Below are 20767 nucleotides of genomic sequence, written 5' to 3'. Positions count from 1 at the left end.
AATAGTTTATAAATATTTTAAAATTTTTGAACGAAATGAAGTATTTTACAGTCTAATGAAGGAAGGAGGCGAAAAGGATGGAATTTGAAATTACACAGCGTGCTATACGTGGCGATCATCAAGCGATACTTTCTCTGATTGAAATGGATGAAGATATTTTATATCGCATGGCTTTTACATACATGAAAAATGAGCAAGACGCCTTAGACGTAATGCAGGAGCTAGTTTATAAGGCACTAAAAAAAATGCATACCGTTCAACAGCTCGAATATGCCAGAACATGGCTCGTGCGCGTCTTAATCAATTGTTGTAAAGATCATTTACGTAAACGCCAACAAACAATTCAAATTGAAGAATATCACTTATTTGAATGGGCCATTTACTCAGATATTGAGAAATTGTTAGAGCAATTAACCTTATCAGAGCAGCAACTCGTCTATATGAAATATTTCCAGCAACTTAAAAACAAAGAAATTGCCGAGCTCAATCAAATTCCTGAGGGTACTGTAAAGTCGAAGCTTCATCACATTCTAAAAAAACTTAGAACCTTCGCAAGAGAAAAGGAGGACTGGTTATGAGTAAACTACCGATTGACGTTCCAAAGGACAAACTTCAACAAATTCGAATGGATACGTTTCGTAAAGTGAAGCGAGAAAAAAGAAAAAAGAAGCGCATTGTTTCGGTTGCCATCGTATTTTTGTGTTGTCTAAGTCTTTTATTTTCTATTCGTGTATCGCCAACAATTGCAAGTCAAATTGCAAAAATACCTGGCTTTCAAGCGATTGTCTCAGCGGTTGCCAGAGATAAAGGGATAAAGGATATTGTGGATAATAATTACTATGAAGAAATCAATGCGACCCAGACAAAAAATGACCTATCGCTTACATTGCAAGGCGTAATTGCAGATCATTCGGGTTTTGTCCTGTACTATGATGCTAATGCTCCGTTTGAATTATTTTTGGAGAAAGTGCAATTGTTCCAGGGAGAGGATGAAATTGAATGCGGTTGTTCCTTCACGCACAATGCAAGTAATCAAACAAACATATCTTCTTCAGTTGAGTTTGGTTTTTCAGAGCCAATCGCCTATACTTCAAAGGATTTTAAAGCTATTTTTCATTTTAATGATAAAGAAAAAGGGAACATTAAAATAACTATACCGTTTTCACTACAAAATGAAATCGCACAGGAAAAAGTTTTTAATGCGAATCGTACTATAGATGTCCAAGGTCAGAAACTTACGATTAAACAAATTCGCCGTACTCCACTAAAATTGGCACTGGATATTGAAGTAGACGAGGAAAATACAATGCAAATATTAGCATTGGAAGATATTGCTGTCATGACGGAAAGTGGTGAGCGTAGAGAAACAGTTAGAAATCGCTCATCAATATACAGAAATAATTCTGATGGAAAATTCACGGTATACTTGCAAAGTAATTATTTCGATGATCCAGAGTCATTGACAGTTATGATTGGCGCTGTACAAGCTGTGCCAAAGGGTGAGGACTTTATTGAAGTTGATTTTGGAACACAGAAAATAATCTCAAAACCAGATTATTTAGATTGGGATATATCTATAGAGCAACAAAGTCTAAAAACTGCTGCAAAGAAATGGGATAATCGCGAGCGCCATATGTTCTTTCAGAATGCTCTAAAAGCAGATGGAACGGTGTTAGAATTTGCAGGGGGCTCATACTCAGATGATGATGAGTATCTATACGCAACGGAGACCTTTAATACTTACGATGGGAAAGCCAAAATATTAATAGACTATTACTTCAATCCTATTGGGGAAAATATTGAATTGAAGATTCCGTTAAAATAAATTACAGATGTTCAAAAGGGTGTTGGTCCTTTTTGAACATCTTTTTTTTGTGGGTTCCCTCAAAGTTGAAAGGTTATAAAGAGGGAAATACTCTTTTAAAGAGAATGTTAACAATAATTAACGTTTTGAAAAGGAGTGGGGAGAAATGTTTCACCCAAAAGATGTTTTATCTGATCAGTTATTAGCGAATGCAAACGATCCAAGTTGGTACGTCCCATTTACAGAGTCGATTAAAAATCTGACAGAAGAAGAAGCTTCCTGGAAGGTAAATGATGAGAGCAATAGTATTGCTGAAATAGTACAACATTTGCTCTATTGGAATGAGACATGGCAAACGAGATATAAAGAAACGAGTATACATGCAGTTCAGGCGGTAGAAAGTAATGACAGTACGTTTACTATTCCAAAAAATAAAACATTTTCAGAACTGCAACAACAACTTTTAGAAGTGCTATTACATTGGCAAGAATTATTAACGGAACAGCAACTAGAAAGCCAAGTTCAGGGCTACTTTAATGCAAACTGGTGGCAAGTAGTGGGGAATGTAACGACACATAACGCCTATCATATTGGGCAAATTGTTTATATTCGGAAGATACAGAAGAGCTGGCAGCGATAAGTAAATCGCCGATAAAGCAGGGGAAATCGCCGATAAAAGTTCATGAATCGCCGATAAGGCAGGGGGAATCCCCGATAAATCAGGGAAAATCGCCGGTAAACTTGATGAAATCGCCGATAGAAGCCTATGAATCGCCGGTAACCTCATGGAAAACGCCGATAGAAATCCGTGAAGAGATTCAGATTCAATATTATTGCATTGCTTGGTTTTGATATCATTTAAAAGAGAAAATGAGCTTTTGGAAGGAACGTAGGAAGATGGATATTCGCAATAAAAAAATATGGATTTTGTTGATAGTAGTTGTGATTTGGCTAATATGGTTTTACACTAGACCACTAATTACTTTTAATGAGGCTGTACCAGCATTGGATATTGCGAGCATCAATAATCTTTTGATTTCAGATATGAGAGAGTCGTTTTATATTGAGCAAAAGGAAACAGAACAATTTATCTCGATACTAAATAGCCTCTTTATGAAAAAAAAAAATAATTCCTAATAGACCGGCTTTTAATGAGGATGCTTATATTTATTTTTATTCCAAAAATTCAGAAGTATCCTATACAATAATCTTAGATTATAAAAGAAAAATCATAGGAATTATCGAGAGGCCAAAGATGTTGAAGCAATATATTCTTGAGGATAGTTCTGAGCTATTTGCGTTTGTTAAAAGTTATTTAAGTAATAATGAGGTAGTCGAATAAAATCGACTACCTCATTATTTTATACTGGGATTCGATTACCTTTTTCATCGTAAAAGGCGTGGATTTTACCTACTCCTGTTGCACCTTTGAAAAGCTGCTGTTGTGTTGCCCAGTCACTCGCTTCTAAAAAGACTAACTCAACATCGAATGTTTCACTATAGCCTATAGCGGTATGAATTAACTCATTCACTCTCAAAGCGTTGCACCGCATTATTAAGTGCTTTAAGGCCTTGAATCATACCATTTCGGTGTGATTGGGACGGGCTTGAAGCCAGGAAACTAATAACACCTAATGCAACCCCTACTGTAACCCCTACTGTAACCCAAATAACAACCTATAAGTGAAATTTAGTTTGACCGAAAGGGAGATTATTTAGAGTTTTCTATATGGTCGAAAGTACAATCAATTATTAATATTAAAAGTTGCTAAAATACAGGTAAAGACCCCTTTATATATACAAAGGAGGTATAAATATGGATCAATCAATATTAATAAATTTCATTAGTAATGTTGGTTTTCCAATAGTGGCATTTCTATTGGTCTTTTGGAAATTTGATAAGTCTTTAGCGTTATTGACTGAAGCGGTCAATAACAACACCCAAGCTGTACAGTTATTATTGCAAAAAGAAAAGAGGGAGGGGGGCGAACATAAAAATTGATGGTATATGTAGTCGATAAATCTCTATGATTCGAAAAAAATTATAAAAGGTCTGAGGTGATAGTGGTGGATGGCAGATTTGAACAAGAAGTGATAGAACTGTTGACACCAAAAATTAAATCAGTGTTAAGACAAACAGATTGGCAAAATCGAAAGGATTTGGAGCAAGAACTGATTTTAATGGTGCTTTCAACGATAAAAAGAAAGGAAATTAAACAACTTCCTTCCTTTTTTGAACTTATGGATAAAGAGAAAGATACACAAATAGAAAAGTAGAATTGGTGATGGAGAGGGTATGTTTTGATAAAAAATCGAAACATCCTTTTTTCTATTGATAGAGAAAAAGGATGAATTTACAAGAATTTTAAGCTAAATAGAGTGAAAATATATAGAATTTGATATAATTTTAAAAAATAAAATGAGGAGGTACTCTATGCGGAAACGTAGAATTTTCTTAATCATTGCTGTCGGTGTAATCAGTGTAGTTTTAATGGGATTGGATGTATATGAAAATAAAAAAAGAGATGCTGCTCTTAAGGCTGAGGCTGAAAAAATTTATACTGTTTCAGATATAATGAAAGATGCGAACTTCAGTGATGAAAATGCAACTTTGTATATTGGAGCAGTGGTTGCAACTTTACAAGAACCTTTTAATACAATCAAAGTAGAAAATCCAGTTCAGAAAAAGAGAATCATCGATGAATTGAATAACCTACAACTTAAACAGATTAAAGGTTTCACGTCATTAGAAAAAACTGCGTATCTTATAGATATTAAATTGAATAAAAATTATACATTGTATGTATTTGAAAATGAAAAACAAATTCGATTTCTAGATTTTGATGATTCAACTGGAAGTGAAAGTGAATATCTTTATTACTATACCATCCTTAATGGAGATGATTTTTTTAATGCTTTAAAGAATCTAACTCAAACATAAAAACCTGCCAATTATAGGCAGGTTTTTATGTTGTGAAATTAAGTAAATTATTCTTCTGCAGCAACAATGTATTTTAAAACCGTTCTGCCAGTATGAAGGTTAAAGGCTACATAATAAGTTATTTTAAGTGTCAGATTCTTAGATCCGCTATTAAGTGCCTTTCTATGAATAGCGCTCATTTGTCTAGCTCCATCTCTTGCCCTACTAATAAGGTCTTCTTTTACACCATTCATTCCATCTGAATAGATTAAGGCGGTACGATTGGCTACTGTTTTAGCAGAAGCCTCGCCAAAGACGATATTTAAAACTTCTGAACTTGTAAGATAGTAAGCATCTGCCATTACATGCTCTGGGTATTTAGTTTCTAAATGTGATACCCCAGTAAGTAATGCATGCTCCATTTTTAATAAAGTTGCTGGCGTTACAGTAATTGTTGTTGTAGCACCTCGTCGAGAACTAATTATAGCCATAATGTAATTCCTCCTTAAATTTTCTAATATAAAAGTGTTTAGGTTGGCCAACCTAACACTTTTAAAAGGGGAGTTTAAGGTGATTTATCAACCGTCTTGATAAATTTTTTGCAACTTAATTAGTATTGAAATCTCTTCTATTTGCAGATTCATACTCTTTTCTTATTTTGCGTAATGCGTGATTTTTAACCTTATTAATAGCTTGTTTGGAAACACCAAGCTCTAAAGCTAGTTCTTCTTCAGTCCTATCCTTTACAAAAAGTAAGTATAGAATCTCTTTTTGCTTTGCGCTTAATGTGGAAACAATTTCGTATAGCTGTTTATCTTCAAAAATCATTTCTAATTCACTAGATTCAACAGGTGTATTGAATTCAGAATCATAATAGTTTCTTTCATCTGCGATTAAATCAAGTAATTTGCCCCCTCCGTCATCGATGTGTTTATCTAATATCAATTGATTCAATTTATTGTTATGACGAATTTTTTTATCAAATTTTTGAGACTCAAAAGTTAAAGTTTTTGAAAAATAACTAAGCAGCTGAATCTTTCTACCATGGATTTGAAATATTTTTTCAATCATTTCTTTCTTGTAAGTAGTAGGCTTTTCTAAATAACTTTGATACAGCTGATTTATTTCAGGGTTTTTTAAAAAGTTTTTAAGTAACTGATTTTGAATCAAAAAAACCAACTCCTTTATGCTTCATGGAATGGGGACCTAAAGAAAATTAGATCTATTTCTACATGATTTTTTATTTATATAAAGGACTTTTCTTAAATCAAAATCAACTTATACATTTGATTAAATTTGTTAGGGAATTTTTGATTAATTTAGAAGGAAAAATCTTTTTTTTTAGTAGGAGATTAAGGGGAAATGATAATTTTATTACTTAATAAATAGAAGAACTTATATGCGGATACATATTATTTTCAGGATAGTTAGTACAGTATTGGTTGGAATCTGATTTTAGTAAATAATTTTTTTATTAGGTTGTTAAAAAATTATAGTTAATCCCTTTATGGTGTGTTAGCAGCTAACTGAAAAACTATAATAATGGAGGTTGTACTATGTCTTTCACAACAACTGAATACGTTAGAACGATTACAGTCTCAAAGTCTACATTAGAAAATATGATAATTGCTCAAAATAATACTGTTAGGTATTGGAGAGGTCAGCTTAATTCAGCAAATTTCAGATCTGGCATCATTGGTTTAGGTGCAACAGCTTTAGGCTTTGTATTTAAATCAACAGTAACAGGAGTGATTCTTGCAGTTCTTTCGGGAGCTTTGACGTCAGCCACTACATCATATAGAGAATCGGTTGCTTCGACTGCTTCATCAGGTTTAGATTACATTATTGAACTTTTTTCAATAATGAAAAATAACTCTAACTACACATCTGTAGAAGTTGTACTACCTTATTTAGAATTCCGAAAAACAGCGACAGGTGAAGTGTCAACACTTATATCTGGTAAGGGTTCTGTTGTTAAATGGAATACCATTGGGGGAAGTATCCCGGGTTAATGTATAATGGAAAATCGAATTGATATTAAAATTATTGTGACCTTTGGTTTTTAATAAATATTTGTTCATTTCAAAAACAGCACCACCGATTAGATAATCGGAGATGCTGTTTTTGAGTTTTAATGCATTATTAAATGTAATAATGCATTAAATACTTGGTTATCAACAACTTGATATGTTTCTTCTAGCTTTCCATCAATGAACAAAGAACCGTCATTTGAAAGATATAATTTAAATGCACCGCCACTACCGCTAAGTGAAACTATATAATCAATAGCTCTGGTTTCTGAGCGTTTTTGAACACACTCTAATTCAATTGTTTTTAGAGTGGATAAAATAGTAGTTAAACTTTCCTCGTTTAAATCGCGTATTGTTTCATTAGCAGCATCAACAACAAAACCTGAATTGACTTTATTGAAATCAATCTCTGTCAATAGGTCCTTAGCTAGTGATGTAGTTTTAAAAAAATTCATTGTGTAGAAAGATAAAAAAACAATGCAAACAAGTGAAAAGATGGATAAACGTAATTGCTTACTTGTCATTTTTAAACCTCCTATAGACTAGTATACTTAACATTAATTTTAGCAAAGTGAAAAAATTATTGTTAATAATTTCTCGCTATTTTTGCTAGAAACCTATGAATCGTCACTAAAATCAAAGAAACCGCCATAAAACCGGAGGAAAACGCCACTAAAAACCTATGAATCTCCACTAAGACTTCGGAAGGAAGGCCCTCAAAGCGAACTTCAACAGAAATGAAAAAATGTTCTATTGATTGCAGTCAATAGAACACCTTCATTACACTTCTTCATTAAAATAGATCTTATAATATTTGCGATTCGTTTCCTCATCATAGCCAACTTCAATTAGCTCATCCATTTGCTCAATATCACGGACGTTCACCTGAATTTCTATTGCGGAATCCAGTTTGATTTTCCGTTTATAGCTTTTTTCAGCCTTTGCAATAGCACTTTCAGAAATCACTGTTTCGTAGGGCTTGACTGAATTGACGATAATATCTTTTTGCGTTGAATCAACTGCTTCAAATACAGTTTCAATATAGTCGTTTACTTCAAATTCTTCTTCACTACGGAAATAATCGAGCGTTTTGTTTAAAAGACCCAACTTTTCGGGATTGGTATAACTCTCTTCTTTTAAAATATACTTTTTACATTCAGTTAATGCTAAGTTTGTTTTATGATAATGCTCATCAGCTACTTTCACTTTTAAAAAACGCTCTTGCCAGTAAACGACATCTTCTTTCTTTTTCGTTTTCATAAAGACAACTGGCGCTTCATCCGCCCCCATATCTACAATGACGGCCATATTATTGATTTTCTTTACATTAATGCCGTCAATGCCATTGACAGTCATTTTATTTTGTTCATTTTTCACATCTAAAAACATTTCTTTTTCTTCAATTTTCACAATGGCTATGACTTTTTTGGCTTCTGTCGACATCAAACAATTGTCAAATAAGCCGATAAACAACTCACCACTTTTAATATTTGGATGCCCAGATGCACTATGTAAATGCGTGGCAATATGCTTCGACTGTTCAAGGAAACTACCTTCCTCATCAAAAATGGCTTTGACATACGTATATACTTCATTTAAACCAATATTGGATTCATGAAAAAATTCATATTGCTGTTCAAAGTCTAGTTTGTTAAAGGCTAATTGTGTAAATGCTGCTTCTAACATAACCTCTGGCTGCGAAAATGCTTCCTCCCCGAAAACAAGACTCTCACTTACATAATGCATAACATATTGTGCTAACTTACTATCGCTTACCTCTAACATAATTTTCCACCTTTATCTAATTGTCTCGATAATTTACCATAGCACACCCCACGCAAAATTTACATGGATTTTATATGTTGGGAGACCAGGAGTTGGTGAGGTGTAAATAAAGATTCACTTGAGGTGAAGGTGGATTCTATCCATGTGTGTGGTAGAAAGCGGTGAAATCTAGTGTTCACATTCTTAATATATAGATTAAATCGCATAATATTCAGACTTCTATTTAATGTAATGTTAGTGATTTGTTATAATTAAAAGTAGAAAATAAGGTTAATAGGAACGGAGGGTGATGGATATTCGCAATAAAAAAATATGGTTTTTGTTGATAGTAGTTGTGATTTGGCTAATATGGTTTTACACTAGACCACTAATTACTTTTAATGAGGCTGTACCAGCATTGGATATTGCGAGCATCAATAATGTTTTGATTTCAGATATGAGACAATCGCATTATATTGAACAAGAGGAGACAAAACGATTTATCTCAATACTAGATAGCTTCTTGATGAAAAAGAAAATAATTCCTAATAGACCAGCTTTTAATGAGGATACTTATATTTACTTTAAATCAGCAAATTCAGATCAATCCTATACAATAATTTTAGACTATGAAAGAAATATAATTGGAATTATCGAAAGGCCCAAGATGATGAAGCAATACATTTTGGAGGATAGTTCTGAATTTTTCCCGTTTGTTCAAAGTTATATACATAATAATGAGGTAGTCGAATAAATTCGACTACCTCATTATTTTATACAGGGAATCGATTACCTTTTTTATCGTAAAAGGCGTGGATTTTTCCCACTCCTGTTACTCCTTTAGTAAACGTACAATTTAAATTTGAAATGGCTATGCTATAGGTTTGAAAGATTTAGCATAGCCTTTATATGTATTCGATTATAAAAAATATATTTACCAAAAAGGAACTTGGAATTTAAATATAAGTAATTTAAAAGGATTTCAAATTGATAATTTTTGTATTAATATAAACGCAATACTATGAATTGTATGTTGTAATATAAATAGTTTGTACATATGGTCATCAAATTCAATGACTCTGGCATTTTGAAACAAAAAAGTGATTAAAGGGTGTGGAAAAGTTGTTGAGAAATAAATTGATTGCAGCAGCCGTTACACTAGTAATTGGAATATTTATTGTTCCACTATTTATTGGCTACTCATACAGCATATCATTTGGTATTTATGGTATTACATTTACTGGACCTGCAATGCTTGTAGCCGTACTGATATCTATCCTGATTGAACACTATAGTAAAATTAAGAATATAATTGTCATGTATATTAAGCATTTACTTTGTGCATTGACCTATTCTTTAATATTTAGTTTGGTCATGTCTAATAGCAAAGCGATGTTCAACGATAGCATTTATTTAACTGTTTCAATAAGTAGTATATATATAACAATATTTGTGACTTTCGATTATTTGCTGAAAGTTTTTTATAAATGGCGATTAAATAATCACTCTTAATGATTTGTCTAACTAAAACAAACCATAGCCAAACAAGACCGTAAAAACGGTCTTTTTTTGTTGTTTGCCAACTATAATAGGAACATCCAACGTTCAAAATTCACTTATACAGAAAAAGGATAATATTATGTGAATATATAGTTAAGTAGAGTGAAAATATATGAAATTTGTTATAATTTTAAAAAAATAAAAATGAGGAGGAACTCTATGCGGAAACGTACAATTTTCATAGTCATTTTTGTAGTTTTAGTCAGTATTGCTTTAATGGGATTAGATATTTATGAAAATAAAATAAGAGAAGCTGCTCTTAAGGCGGAAGCTGAAAAAGTTTATACTGTGTCGGACATATTTAAGGATGCGGATTTTAGCACGGAAAAAATGAAGCTAGGAATAGGGATTATAAATGGGAATATAGAGGATTATGAAACGGTTTTTATAGAAGACGAAGAACAGCGAAAACAAATTGTCCACCTTGTACAAAACTTACATTTACAAATATCGAACAATATATATATGTTAAGTGATGCCGATTATTGGGTTAAAATAAAATCTAATAAGGATTACTACATTTATATATTCAAAGACGAAAAAGAAATATGTTTTAGTAGCGATACTAGATATTTTAAAATACTAAACAGTGATGAATTTTTTAATACTTTAGAACAAGCTATTCAATAATAACCCCTGCCTATTATAGACTGGGGGTTATTTGCGCTTACGATGAGAAGTGGTATCGAGTAGCGATTACTGAAACAGGGAGCGTCAAAGTAGTGGCCCCTGTCGTTGAGGACTCTTCTTGAAACAAAATCAACTTATACATTTGATTAAATTTTCTTAGGAATTTTCGATAAATTTACTGGAGAAATCGTTTTTTTTAAGAGAGATATTTGGATGAAATTGATATTTTTATAGATGGAATATCCAATGAAAAAAATGTTCTATTTTTAATTGAAAAAACTAAAAAATTCTGATAAATTATTAAAAAATAAATGGAGGGGGTTGAAATAGATGAAAATTTAAGTATCCTATCGTTAGAAAGGGTGGGGCGATTACATATTTCAAATTTGTTATTTTTGAAAGCCTTTGGGAGGAACTTTAGAAGTTTACTAATTAAAACAAGTAAATGAAGAAGGTGTGATATCGATGAATAGCAAATCTAAAAAAACAATACTATTTTCGATGCTTCCTGTGACTTTTGCTGTATCGTACTATCTTATTGGACAACCAAAACCAAAACCCGAGGTTACAAGTGAATTGACTGAGATATTGCCAAATGGTGAAATGAAGGTATCCATTATGGAAAAAGTCGATGAAGAAACAATGAAGTGGCTTGACGAAAAAAAAGCAAATATACAATCACTCATAGCAGAACAAACAGGTTTAAAAGGTGAAGATGTGCTAGTATCGGCAACCTCTGAATCAACTGTAGACGCTACAAAGAATCAAGAAATAGCATGTTCCGTTGTGCTTCGCACGGAGTCAACATTTGATAACCAAATCATTCAAAACGTCGTAGATGGAATCATCAATGTTTTCAAACAAGATTCTGTTGGTGCAACTATTAATAAAGAAAATATTGTAATTACGAATAATAATGATGTCCTCCATTAAAAATACAACTGCTATGTAAGAAAAAGTAAATAACCTTTTGGAAGTAAAGAGGGGCTAATTTGAAAGTACCTCACTATCACAATTGATATGCTCTCAAAATTTTATTTTTTTTATACCTACACCTGGGAGCATATCTTGCTTTATTGGGTGCTTTTTTTATGTATTAATGCCTTTAATACTAAAGGAACATTATTGACATATTATCAACCTTAATTAAAAATTTTATTTCGAGAATGATAGATTCTATAAACCACATAAACTATGGAATTTAATAACAACAAGATAATCATCTGTATTGTTATTGTAATAACAACAAATAACACATCTGCAAATAATACAATTTCGCCAGGTGGCAATTCTTGAGCAGGAGTTGATAGAACGGTAATAAACGTAATAATAATCGAACTAAAGAACGCAGCATAAGCAAAAAGGACGTGTTGATAAAACTGTAGTCTAAATTTGCTAAACCAAAAAATTATATTAATCAGCACTAAAGTAAAAGGGAAAAATAAAAATTGATAAATCATCATATTTATTGAGTCTTCTAGAAGTGTCCAATAAAAAATTTGGGCTAAAGATATAATGATAATATTTATTGACGCTACAATGAATGAACTATTGCTGTTATGCATTACGCCACCCCATAACTACTTTTTTATCAATTTTAAATACATAGATCTTTGTTTGTAAATTGAAAAGAAACGAGGCAAAACTGTTTTATTTATCTTGGAAAATAGTAAATAAGAGAAGAAAATGAAACGTAAATATGTACCTTGATAGCGCCTTTAATGAGGTGCTTTGTCTACTCCCAAAGCAATTAAAAAATAATATTGACGAAAAAAAAAGAATAGACTACTATATCATTAAATGAAAATGATTATCATTATCATATAAAAAGAACATAAGGAGATAAAGCAAAAGGTAGGCGTAACATCGGATGACAGGTAAAAATAGTAGTTTAATGAATCGTCCTTTTACACCACTGTCTGTAGCAATGCTTCAACTATATGTATTATCTATGTTATTTTTCACGGCGTCTTCCATTTTAACAATTATTTTCCCATTGCAAGCAGAAAAAAGTGGTATTTCTGAAGGTGAAATTGGCTTTATTATGGGCATCACTATGTTTGTATGTATGGTTTTAAGACCGTGGGCAGGACAGATGATAGCGAAGTATAGTGTGAAAGTGATGATGAAATGGCTTTTAGTAGGGCATGCAGTTACACTGACGCTTTATGTATTATTTGGCATTGATAGCATTTATGTTGTGCGTTTGTTGCAGGGTGTTGTGCTCGCTTTTTTTTCAATGTCGATGCAACTAGGTATAAGCGATATGTTAAAAAATGAAGATCGTGGACAAGGCATGGCAATGTATACACTTTCAACGGTTATGCCTTCTCTCTATGGCCCTGTTGTGGCAATACTACTTTGGCAACAATTAAATGGTAACTACTTAATAGGGTGTATCATTTTATTAGCGATTTTGCCGCTACTTTTACTTATTGGTGCCCCTTTACCACAACAACAAAAGATATTGGTTTCTTTTTCGTTTCGAGAATTATTAAGTGCAGTAAAACAATCGACAAGTAATAAAGGACTTGTTATTGCATCAATGACAATCATATTAGGTTCGACAATAATTGGTGCTATATCGACGTTTTTACCTCTATATATGTTGAAGTTCAATCTTGGTAATATAGCAGTTTATTTATTTATCCAAGCACTTGTCGTTGTAGGAAGTCGGTTTATTTTGCGTAAACAGATTCCTTCTGACGGACATTGGCATCCGTATTTCATTGTCCTTGTGCTTTTGTCATCAACTATTGGAACAACAATGCTAGCCTTTGGAGAGCAGCTCGGCAATTTCATTTATTTATCAGCTATTTTTAATGGGTTAGCATCTGCCATGCTATATCCAACAATTATGACCTACATATCGTTTGCCATTCCAGAAAAGAAAAAACATATATTGCTTGGAGTCTTTCTTGCAACCTATGATTTAGGATTTTCGGCTGGGAGCTTGGCTATGGGGATAGTCGTGCAACTGTCATCGTATGCCATGATGTTTATTGTTTGCTCCTTTGTAGCTCTTATAGCTATTGGGGCAGTTATGTTAAAAAGAAATATTCGTTAAGCGATAAATATCCCTCTGCTCAACTAGTTTGAACAAGAGGGATATTCTTTGTTAACTTTCGAATTTAACGATAATAACGGTTATATTAAATTTTACTATTATAGGATATAAAGAAAAATCGAGGAAATGGTGAGGGAGGAACAGAGCACAAAATAGGAATTAAAAAAACCTACTTATGGAACGCTTTCATGAACTTCTAAATGACAGTCAGTACATTTACGTGGCTGACAAAGAGCGGCGATAAGTTCAATGATTACCTTATTAAAAGAATAAATGCTTTGACAAATGGATAGCATGATCACTAACTCTATGCAATTAGTCTTATTATGAAATGATGATGATGGAATAATATGAGTTCTACAATTAACATCGATAACTTTAAAATTAATTTCTGTCCCTGGAGGTGCACATAAAGCGACTGTTTCAACCTCAGAAAAGGGAAAAATACATTTAGAACAAATTTCTCCTTGATTATTCATAAATTGAACACAAATAAAACCTTCTACTAAAAAATCGACTATATGCAATAAAATAGTTTCTCCTCGCTCATCTGTAACATGAACGCACTCTCTATTATCTGAACAAGTCAATTCTTTGCATGTAATTGTGCTACCACTATCAGAAGAAATAGGGTTCCCATGACAATCCGATACATAACAAATTGTTTGCTTAATATCTCTCGGTGAATTTAGTTTGTAATCATTGCCTGGATGATAATGGAACATAATTTTAAATTCCCCATGGCAGTTTGGTGTATTTCCAATACATTGGACTTCTATCGAGTCAAGATGTGTAAAGGTTGCTGAAAATGAACTACCTTCGTTAACTTCTGCTTGTTTTTCACCATTTACAAATACAGATAAAATATTACCATAGCCGCTTTTAAAGTTTATGCAAATAGAGCCACCGATTTGATTAATGCCGTATGTTGTCCATAAAATGGTGCGTTCCAATTGTCCACTCGGAACCGAAAAATCACAACAAATATAATCATCAAACTTTTTTTGCTCTAGTTGAATCATTTCTCTTAACTTTATAACCGTGGAATTATTAACCCAATCATATATTTTAGATACCTTTACACAATGAACGGATGGTTTCTCATTTTGCATGATTCCCCTTGTTCCTCCCTTCAAAGTAATAGTCTTATCTAGACTATGTTTTTACCATAAATGTGGTCACGGCCATGTTCGAGCATTCGTCTGTCAATTATTTATACAGAAGTAGTTGAGAGAATAGGCAATTCAAAAAAAATTATGGGCTTTTAATTACTTTTTATCTATTTAATTTAGCGTTACAGTAGTCTAAATTCTTTCGAACATAAAGCATTTACTATAGAGAACGAATAAATCAGGTGAGTAAGGAGTTGAATATAATTTATGTGTCAAGGTTCTAATGGAAATATTGTTGGTAATTTCAGTTGTTGTGAACCTAAAAAATATGTACAAGATAAAGTATGTAATAGTTTCACAGTTGCAGGTGACGATGTAGTTGGCGCTGAAATCATTTACGCTACTAATGCAAACGAGGTTATTTTCGCATCAGGGTTTATAAAAAATATAGGTAACTTTCCACTTACAATACAATTTGTTAAAGGAGCTGACCCTGTTGCAGGTACTGGTGGTACAGTCGTAAGACAAACTGCTATCCCAATTGGTGGTGCTTTTACTTTTACAATTTCACGATTCGATACGATTCGTGTATTTGCCACAGGTGCAACAGAAGTACTACCTGCTGCAGGAGAATTCTGTATCACACCACGTTATGAACTTTCTTAAAAAAGTATTTTGTAGCCAGTTGACGGTAGTTCGCTGAAAGCTGGCTATTAATCTTTTTCTAATGAAGCATTACTAGATGTACTAAATTACGAACTGTGCCTTTACATATATAATAATTCTTTGGCTTTGCACTGGAACAGATTCATATTATGACTTTCGGGAAATTCTGATTCTTTTATCGACATATCGAAATAAAGATTATCTTCAAAAATGCTAGAGTCGTACTAGCATCGTAGCCAAAAATGATATACAGTATGAAGTGGTGTTAGTGGACTCGTATATTCGTTTTACGTTGTGGTTTAAATAATTTGAATCAAAATAAAACAAAGAACGAGCATCTATGTAGTGCACGTTCTTTTTATTTATTGAATACTTTTGCGGCTATCATAAAAGGACATAATACGCACCTTTATAAAAACGGTTATCGGTTTGAAAGGGGCATTTACATTCGAATGAAGAGTGTTAAAAGGATTGTGAAAATAGTTTTATTACTTATAGTATTAATAGCGTTACTTGTAGGATATGCTTTTAAAATTGAACCAACTAGACTTGTCGTTCATACATATGATTTACATGAAAACAAAGGACAAGCATTGAAAGTAGTTCAACTTTCCGATATTCAAGTTAGTGAAACTTATACGGTAAACCAATTGAACGCGTTAGTCGAAAAGGTTAATCAATTATCACCTGATATTATTGTTTTTACAGGGGATTTATTCGAAAATTTTTCTGCGTTTCAACATAAACAAGAAGTAACTGAAAGTTTATCGAAGCTTAAGGCTACGGTCGGGAAATATGCAGTGTGGGGAAACCGTGATTACGGTGGTGGTGCTTTTAAAATATATGAAGATTTATTAACGAATTCAGGTTTTACTCTATTAAGTAATCGTGGAGTGAATGTCACTGTATTAAATGGTAAGAAGCTATTTATCGGTGGATTGGATGATGGCTTGCTGGGCAATCCAGACGCAGATCAATTACTATCGACAATGGATGTTGACTATGATTACCAAATAGTCCTTATGCATGAGCCAGATATGGCAGACCTTCTAAAAGATACGTCTATTAATTTGATATTAGCAGGGCATAGTCATGGCGGACAAATTAAAATACCATTTATAAAAACAAAGACTACTGCATTGGCTGAAAAATATAATGATGGCTTTTATACCATTAACAAAAGTACAGGGATGCAGCTTTATGTAAATACAGGAATTGGCACGTCTAGAATCCCTGCTCGTTTTATGGTTCCACCTGAAATCTCTGTTTTTAATATCTATTTGTAAGATAAAGTTGTCGGTCATTATCTTATAGATATATAATTCAATTAACTGACTAGATAGGGAGTGAAAAAGCTTTGGCACGATCTAAAGTATTGTATTTTGTCGTTAGCCTTATGGCACTCGTTTTTGTTCTGACAGGTTGTGGAACATCAAAAGAGGAGAAGACAGCGGAAGAAAATGTTGAATATGCATCTAAAGTGAAGGAAAATCCAATTGTAACGATTACAATGGATGATGATAAAAAAATTGTGATCGAACTAGAGCCTAAAGTAGCGCCAAATACAGTTGCGAATTTTATTTCCTTAGTAAAAGATGGTTTTTATGATGGGCTTATTTTTCATCGCGTAATTCCTGGCTTTATGATTCAAGGAGGCGACCCTGCAGGAAATGGATCTGGTGGTCCTGATTATTCGATTGCGGGCGAATTTACGAATAATGGCTTTGAAAATAATTTAAAACATGAACGTGGTGTTATATCAATGGCACGGGAGAATAACAATCCAAATTCTGCGGGTTCACAATTTTTTATTATGACTGAAGAAGCGTCTCATCTTGATGGCGATTATGCTTCTTTTGGAAAAGTCATTGAAGGTTTGGAAACGGTAGATGAGATTGTAGCAGTTGATCGAGATGCGTCAGATAAGCCGTTAGAAGAACAAAAAATGAAAAAGGTCGAAGTGGATACAAAGGGCTTTGACTATCCTGCACCAGCAGTGAAAAAATAATAATTCATACTCTTTTCATTAAAAAGCACGTTGATTGACCGCGGGGATGCGGTGGGTCAACGTGCTTTTGTATGGAGGCGCTAAAATTTTTGCATTGAAATAAGCCAAATAAAATCATCTTCTGCAATAATTTGAATGTCATGCCCAAGCTGAATTAAGCGTTCGGCTTTTAAATGTTTTGTGCTTTTCTCTCGTCGGTTCTTGCCGAGGATAAGGAAATCTGTCTCTTTTGTTACGGCTCCTTGCATTATTGCGCCATAAGCTCGCGCATTTTTTGCAGCTTCAGAACGTGTCATCGTGGAGAGGGCCCCTGTAAAGACGATTTGTTTATGATAGAATGGATGCATTATACGTTCGGATGGATTCGATAGGTAGATAACTTCTGTAGTGTCTTGATTTTTGTTCATGTCGGTTCTCCTAAGAGGTTCATTTTAGAGAAATGTAATATTTAAAATAGTACTTTCTCGTAAATATGTAATGTTATATTGTATCGCTAATTGCTGTAAAAAGTAAAGAAGCGCCGTTATTTTACCAGTGATGAGCAGTTGCTCGTATTGTTGCTTTTCTTCTATTGTGGCAACTTTACGGAAATAACCCCACATATGCTGGCACGCATTGCGCATGCTGCCATCAGTAGGTGTTTGTTGTAATGCTGCTTCGATTAATTGTTCAATTTGTTCATGGGGGAGTAAATCGCGCATTGCTTGCCGAAGCTGATTGTAATGTTTTTGGCTATGAAACATAACACGATATTTTTCTTCACGCCATAATTGTTCAGTTTGTTGACGATTCATACAAGCACCTTCTCTTATAATTGTTTAAGTCTATTACAGTATAAACATCATTCATGTTGAGTAACGACATATCTATGATATTTTTAAGCTGAATCCTGTACCCTATGGCCTTTGACCAATTTATTAAATGCGAGCTGGATTTCCTTCGCTGGTAGAGTAATAATTGGACATGGATTGATAGTAATGATTGAATTACATATAGCAAATTGGTATATTAATGTATAAATAATAAATCGATGATGTGATCAAGTAAATAAGTATTGTGAAACAGATAATATAGCCTAGGCTGAGAGCTATATCACCTCTTCTTATTGAAACCTACCACGGAGATGTCAGTTAACAACTAACCGAGTCGTTTCGTTACAAACGTTTAGAGGGCTTATCTATTTAAGTCGAACTAAGGTGGTACCACGTCAATTAGCGTAAAGACGTCCTTTATGAGGATGCTTTATGCTTTTTTTATTAGTTAAAACATAGGAGGAAAAGAAGATGGCTCAAAAAATAAACGATTTTTCAAAATGGTATGTAGAGACAATTCAAAAAGCAGATTTAATGGATTACACGCCAGTTCGTGGTTGTATTGCTTTTAAACCGGACGGCTATGAATTATGGGAGCACATTCAAGCGGAGATGGATAAGCGTTTTAAGGAAACAGGTCACCGTAATGCATACTTCCCAATGTTAATACCAGAATCATTTTTTCAAAAGGAAAAGGATCATATCGAAGGATTTTCTCCAGAGCTTCCATGGGTCACAGAAGCGGCAGGTGAGAAGTTAGAGGAGCGCTTGGCTTTACGTCCAACCTCTGAAACAATGATTGGACATTTGTATTCAAATTGGATAAAAAGTTATCGTGACCTTCCAGTTTTAATTAATCAATGGGCAAATGTATTCCGTTGGGAAAAGAAAACACTTCCGTTTATCCGTACTTCTGAATTTTTATGGCAAGAAGGCCATACTGCTCATGTTGATGAAGAAGATGCACGTAAAGAAACAATGCAAATGTTGGCGATTTATAAAGAAGTTGTAGAAGGATTACTAGCAATTCCAGTATATGATGGACAAAAGACACCATCTGAACGCTTTGCTGGAGCGGTTGATACTTTCTCTATTGAAGCAATGATGAAGGATGGAAAGGCTGTTCAAGCAGGTACATCCCATTACTTAGGTACAAAATTTGCTGAAGCATTTGATATTAAATATTTAAATAAAGAAAATAAACATGTTTATGTCCATACAACTTCTTGGGGTACATCGACACGATTAATCGGCTCTGTCATTATGGTGCATGGCGATGAGCAAGGTCTTGTTTTACCACCAAAGATTGCACCGACGCAAGTGGTATTAATTCCTGTTGGACCATGGAAAAAGAACCCTGCTATTATCGAGAAATTAGATGAAATTTTTGCAGCGTTAAAAGCAAAAGGAATTCGTGTTCGCCTTGATGACTCAGATCAATCGCCAGGCTATAAATTTAATGAGTGGGAGCTAAAAGGTGTACCAGTACGTATTGAATTAGGACCACGTGACTTAGAAAATCAACAAGGATTAATGAAAGCCCGTGATGAAGAGGAGAAAGTTTCTGTAGCGTTAGAAACTATAGTTGAAAGCATTGAAACAGAGCTTGAAACGATGCAAACACGTCTGTTCGAAAAAGCAAAAGCTTTCCGTGCGAACAATTCGCATACACATATTGATTCAATGGAGCAGTTAAAGCAACATTTAGCACAATCTGAACAAAATGAAACAATTCCAGGTTGGATTTTAGCAGGCTGGTGTGGAGACGATGCTTGTGAAGAAAACGTAAAAGAAGAGACAAAATTCACAACACGTAATATCCCATTCAATCCACCAGTAACAAAGGACACTTGCATCCATTGTGGGAAAGAAGCAAAGCATACAGTTTGGTTTGCACGTGCATACTAATTGAAGACTTAATATAAATAAAAGCGTTTCAACAATTTTGTTGAAGCGCTGTTTTTATGACTTTCTACTTATGATTCTATAACTTGAACGTACTTCATAACATGAATATGAATTCAATGAAGAAAATTGGTATTATAATACATAATTTTAATATAAATTGGTTTTAAAATGATAATAGTTTAAAATATGTATATATTTACATTTTAAGGGTATATGATATACTAATTATTAGTAGGAAAAGTAGAAACATCATAAAGGATGGACATGGATGACACATTATTTTTATTCTGCTAGTTTAACAATAATGATACATATGGAAGTTCAATTTCATGCATGTTTAGTATTTTTTAGGTCACTTTAGTAAGCGCTTTCACGTTATTGGGAGAGGAATAGAATTATATGCTAAGTATAATCTGTTGTCCATTACCTAGATATCGTACTTTGTTAACCGACCATTTTAATCGTTAGAAGACTTAAGGTGAAATC

The 20767-nt window shown here is 33.4% G+C and carries 23 protein-coding genes and 1 other annotated feature; of the genes, 15 read left to right on the top strand and 8 right to left on the bottom strand.

All coding sequences use genetic code 11. The annotated features are described in order from the left end of the window. The first annotated feature begins 77 nt into the window (after nt 1–77). From JNUCC52_RS07565 to JNUCC52_RS07555, 3 genes are all read left to right on the top strand, one after another. Nucleotides 78–578 carry a sigma-70 family RNA polymerase sigma factor gene (locus tag JNUCC52_RS07565; RefSeq protein ID WP_337981843.1) on the top strand — a complete coding sequence of 167 codons (501 nt, stop codon included), beginning with the start codon at nt 78–80 and terminating at the stop codon, nt 576–578. Beyond that, nucleotides 575–1825 (top strand): DUF4179 domain-containing protein, encoded by a 1251-nt coding sequence (locus tag JNUCC52_RS07560; RefSeq protein ID WP_337981842.1) that lies wholly within the window; start codon nt 575–577, stop codon nt 1823–1825. The genes JNUCC52_RS07565 and JNUCC52_RS07560 overlap by 4 nt, the downstream gene beginning before the upstream one ends. 145 nt (nt 1826–1970) lie before the next feature. Then, complete coding sequence (locus tag JNUCC52_RS07555) at nt 1971–2444, top strand: DinB family protein (RefSeq protein ID WP_337981841.1); 474 nt, start codon at nt 1971–1973, stop codon at nt 2442–2444. Between the two features lie 721 nt (nt 2445–3165). Here JNUCC52_RS07555 and JNUCC52_RS07550 read toward each other — a convergent pair. Beyond that, complete coding sequence (locus JNUCC52_RS07550; protein ID WP_337981840.1) at nt 3166–3342, bottom strand: hypothetical protein; 177 nt, start codon at nt 3340–3342, stop codon at nt 3166–3168. A gap of 278 nt (nt 3343–3620) precedes the next feature. Between JNUCC52_RS07550 and JNUCC52_RS07545 the strand changes: the two genes are divergently transcribed. From JNUCC52_RS07545 to JNUCC52_RS07535, 3 genes are all read left to right on the top strand, one after another. Further along, the gene (locus JNUCC52_RS07545; RefSeq protein WP_337981839.1) at nt 3621–3806 is read left to right on the top strand and encodes a hypothetical protein; all 186 of its coding nucleotides are present in this window, start codon (nt 3621–3623) and stop codon (nt 3804–3806) included. 65 nt (nt 3807–3871) lie between these two features. Next, on the top strand, nt 3872–4081 hold the full coding sequence (locus tag JNUCC52_RS07540) for a hypothetical protein (RefSeq protein WP_337981838.1): 210 nt from the start codon (nt 3872–3874) through the stop codon (nt 4079–4081). A 157-nt stretch (nt 4082–4238) separates the two neighbouring features. Beyond that, the gene (locus JNUCC52_RS07535; protein ID WP_337981837.1) at nt 4239–4745 is read left to right on the top strand and encodes a hypothetical protein; all 507 of its coding nucleotides are present in this window, start codon (nt 4239–4241) and stop codon (nt 4743–4745) included. A gap of 47 nt (nt 4746–4792) precedes the next feature. Here the strand turns inward: JNUCC52_RS07535 and JNUCC52_RS07530 are convergent, their stop codons facing one another. Continuing rightward, complete coding sequence (locus JNUCC52_RS07530; protein ID WP_337981836.1) at nt 4793–5215, bottom strand: hypothetical protein; 423 nt, start codon at nt 5213–5215, stop codon at nt 4793–4795. Nucleotides 5216–5330: 115 nt separating this feature from the next. Next, on the bottom strand, nt 5331–5894 hold the full coding sequence (locus JNUCC52_RS07525) for a sigma factor-like helix-turn-helix DNA-binding protein (protein WP_337981835.1): 564 nt from the start codon (nt 5892–5894) through the stop codon (nt 5331–5333). Nucleotides 5895–6280: 386 nt separating this feature from the next. Between JNUCC52_RS07525 and JNUCC52_RS07520 the strand changes: the two genes are divergently transcribed. Continuing rightward, nucleotides 6281–6736, top strand: a complete 456-nt coding sequence (locus JNUCC52_RS07520; protein ID WP_337981834.1) for a hypothetical protein — start codon at nt 6281–6283, stop codon at nt 6734–6736. A 119-nt stretch (nt 6737–6855) separates the two neighbouring features. Here JNUCC52_RS07520 and JNUCC52_RS07515 read toward each other — a convergent pair whose 3' ends face one another. Both JNUCC52_RS07515 and JNUCC52_RS07510 read right to left on the bottom strand, forming a co-directional pair. After that, nucleotides 6856–7278, bottom strand: coding sequence for a hypothetical protein (locus JNUCC52_RS07515; RefSeq protein WP_337981833.1), 423 nt, complete (start codon nt 7276–7278; stop codon nt 6856–6858). A gap of 256 nt (nt 7279–7534) precedes the next feature. Continuing rightward, the gene (locus JNUCC52_RS07510; RefSeq protein WP_337981832.1) at nt 7535–8539 is read right to left on the bottom strand and encodes a nucleoid-associated protein; all 1005 of its coding nucleotides are present in this window, start codon (nt 8537–8539) and stop codon (nt 7535–7537) included. 289 nt (nt 8540–8828) lie between these two features. On the opposite strand from JNUCC52_RS07510, the gene JNUCC52_RS07505 reads away from it, so the two are divergent. The 4 genes from JNUCC52_RS07505 (at nt 8829) to cntE (ending at nt 13775) form a co-directional block, all read left to right on the top strand. Continuing rightward, nucleotides 8829–9272 carry a hypothetical protein gene (locus tag JNUCC52_RS07505; protein ID WP_337981831.1) on the top strand — a complete coding sequence of 148 codons (444 nt, stop codon included), beginning with the start codon at nt 8829–8831 and terminating at the stop codon, nt 9270–9272. A gap of 965 nt (nt 9273–10237) precedes the next feature. Then, nucleotides 10238–10708, top strand: a complete 471-nt coding sequence (locus tag JNUCC52_RS07500) for a hypothetical protein (protein WP_337981830.1) — start codon at nt 10238–10240, stop codon at nt 10706–10708. Between the two features lie 465 nt (nt 10709–11173). Beyond that, complete coding sequence (locus tag JNUCC52_RS07495) at nt 11174–11641, top strand: hypothetical protein (protein ID WP_337981829.1); 468 nt, start codon at nt 11174–11176, stop codon at nt 11639–11641. Nucleotides 11642–12578: 937 nt separating this feature from the next. Beyond that, complete coding sequence (cntE, locus tag JNUCC52_RS07490) at nt 12579–13775, top strand: staphylopine family metallophore export MFS transporter CntE (protein ID WP_337981828.1); 1197 nt, start codon at nt 12579–12581, stop codon at nt 13773–13775. A gap of 173 nt (nt 13776–13948) precedes the next feature. Here cntE and JNUCC52_RS07485 read toward each other — a convergent pair whose 3' ends face one another. Next, nucleotides 13949–14887, bottom strand: coding sequence for a BMQ_0737 family morphogenetic spore coat protein (locus JNUCC52_RS07485; RefSeq protein ID WP_337981827.1), 939 nt, complete (start codon nt 14885–14887; stop codon nt 13949–13951). A 267-nt stretch (nt 14888–15154) separates the two neighbouring features. On the opposite strand from JNUCC52_RS07485, the gene JNUCC52_RS07480 reads away from it, so the two are divergent. From JNUCC52_RS07480 to JNUCC52_RS07470, 3 genes are all read left to right on the top strand, one after another. Further along, a complete protein-coding gene (locus JNUCC52_RS07480; protein ID WP_173478201.1) occupies nt 15155–15553 on the top strand; it encodes a DUF3992 domain-containing protein in 399 nt (132 codons plus the stop codon). 452 nt (nt 15554–16005) lie between these two features. Further along, on the top strand, nt 16006–16839 hold the full coding sequence (locus tag JNUCC52_RS07475) for a metallophosphoesterase (RefSeq protein ID WP_173478202.1): 834 nt from the start codon (nt 16006–16008) through the stop codon (nt 16837–16839). Nucleotides 16840–16949: 110 nt separating this feature from the next. After that, nucleotides 16950–17561 carry a peptidylprolyl isomerase gene (locus JNUCC52_RS07470; RefSeq protein ID WP_337982200.1) on the top strand — a complete coding sequence of 204 codons (612 nt, stop codon included), beginning with the start codon at nt 16950–16952 and terminating at the stop codon, nt 17559–17561. 80 nt (nt 17562–17641) lie between these two features. On the opposite strand, the gene JNUCC52_RS07465 is transcribed toward JNUCC52_RS07470, so the two are convergent. After that, entirely contained in the window at nt 17642–17968 is a 327-nt protein-coding gene (locus tag JNUCC52_RS07465) for a BRCT domain-containing protein (protein WP_337981826.1), read from the bottom strand. Nucleotides 17969–17992: 24 nt separating this feature from the next. Beyond that, nucleotides 17993–18355, bottom strand: coding sequence for a YbgA family protein (locus JNUCC52_RS07460; RefSeq protein ID WP_173478204.1), 363 nt, complete (start codon nt 18353–18355; stop codon nt 17993–17995). 227 nt (nt 18356–18582) lie between these two features. Further along, nucleotides 18583–18794: a binding site (T-box leader), on the top strand. 50 nt (nt 18795–18844) lie between these two features. On the opposite strand from JNUCC52_RS07460, the gene proS reads away from it, so the two are divergent. Further along, on the top strand, nt 18845–20281 hold the full coding sequence (gene proS, locus JNUCC52_RS07455) for a proline--tRNA ligase (RefSeq protein ID WP_337981825.1): 1437 nt from the start codon (nt 18845–18847) through the stop codon (nt 20279–20281). Nucleotides 20282–20767: the final 486 nt, after the last annotated feature.

Origin of the sequence: Lysinibacillus sp. JNUCC-52 (genome assembly GCF_015999545.1) — a bacterium.
Classification (GTDB): domain Bacteria; phylum Bacillota; class Bacilli; order Bacillales_A; family Planococcaceae; genus Lysinibacillus.
Note: the sequence above shows the minus strand (reverse complement) of the source record. Positions and strands in the feature narration are given on the sequence as shown.

What these genes read in the sequence shown, in the direction of transcription:
- JNUCC52_RS07555 (WP_337981841.1), top strand. Translation starts at nt 1,971, where the DNA reads ATGTTTCACCCAAAAGATGTTTTATCTGATCAGTTATTAGCGAATGCA.
- JNUCC52_RS07565 (WP_337981843.1), top strand. Translation starts at nt 78, where the DNA reads ATGGAATTTGAAATTACACAGCGTGCTATACGTGGCGATCATCAAGCG.
- JNUCC52_RS07465 (WP_337981826.1), bottom strand. Translation starts at nt 17,968, where the DNA reads ATGAACAAAAATCAAGACACTACAGAAGTTATCTACCTATCGAATCCA.
- JNUCC52_RS07485 (WP_337981827.1), bottom strand. Translation starts at nt 14,887, where the DNA reads ATGCAAAATGAGAAACCATCCGTTCATTGTGTAAAGGTATCTAAAATA.
- JNUCC52_RS07460 (WP_173478204.1), bottom strand. Translation starts at nt 18,355, where the DNA reads ATGAATCGTCAACAAACTGAACAATTATGGCGTGAAGAAAAATATCGT.
- JNUCC52_RS07510 (WP_337981832.1), bottom strand. Translation starts at nt 8,539, where the DNA reads ATGTTAGAGGTAAGCGATAGTAAGTTAGCACAATATGTTATGCATTAT.
- JNUCC52_RS07535 (WP_337981837.1), top strand. Translation starts at nt 4,239, where the DNA reads ATGCGGAAACGTAGAATTTTCTTAATCATTGCTGTCGGTGTAATCAGT.
- JNUCC52_RS07505 (WP_337981831.1), top strand. Translation starts at nt 8,829, where the DNA reads ATGGATATTCGCAATAAAAAAATATGGTTTTTGTTGATAGTAGTTGTG.
- JNUCC52_RS07545 (WP_337981839.1), top strand. Translation starts at nt 3,621, where the DNA reads ATGGATCAATCAATATTAATAAATTTCATTAGTAATGTTGGTTTTCCA.
- JNUCC52_RS07560 (WP_337981842.1), top strand. Translation starts at nt 575, where the DNA reads ATGAGTAAACTACCGATTGACGTTCCAAAGGACAAACTTCAACAAATT.
- JNUCC52_RS07515 (WP_337981833.1), bottom strand. Translation starts at nt 7,278, where the DNA reads ATGACAAGTAAGCAATTACGTTTATCCATCTTTTCACTTGTTTGCATT.
- JNUCC52_RS07470 (WP_337982200.1), top strand. Translation starts at nt 16,950, where the DNA reads ATGGCACTCGTTTTTGTTCTGACAGGTTGTGGAACATCAAAAGAGGAG.
- JNUCC52_RS07495 (WP_337981829.1), top strand. Translation starts at nt 11,174, where the DNA reads ATGAATAGCAAATCTAAAAAAACAATACTATTTTCGATGCTTCCTGTG.
- JNUCC52_RS07475 (WP_173478202.1), top strand. Translation starts at nt 16,006, where the DNA reads ATGAAGAGTGTTAAAAGGATTGTGAAAATAGTTTTATTACTTATAGTA.
- cntE (WP_337981828.1), top strand. Translation starts at nt 12,579, where the DNA reads ATGACAGGTAAAAATAGTAGTTTAATGAATCGTCCTTTTACACCACTG.
- JNUCC52_RS07500 (WP_337981830.1), top strand. Translation starts at nt 10,238, where the DNA reads ATGCGGAAACGTACAATTTTCATAGTCATTTTTGTAGTTTTAGTCAGT.
- JNUCC52_RS07480 (WP_173478201.1), top strand. Translation starts at nt 15,155, where the DNA reads ATGTGTCAAGGTTCTAATGGAAATATTGTTGGTAATTTCAGTTGTTGT.
- JNUCC52_RS07530 (WP_337981836.1), bottom strand. Translation starts at nt 5,215, where the DNA reads ATGGCTATAATTAGTTCTCGACGAGGTGCTACAACAACAATTACTGTA.
- proS (WP_337981825.1), top strand. Translation starts at nt 18,845, where the DNA reads ATGGCTCAAAAAATAAACGATTTTTCAAAATGGTATGTAGAGACAATT.
- JNUCC52_RS07520 (WP_337981834.1), top strand. Translation starts at nt 6,281, where the DNA reads ATGTCTTTCACAACAACTGAATACGTTAGAACGATTACAGTCTCAAAG.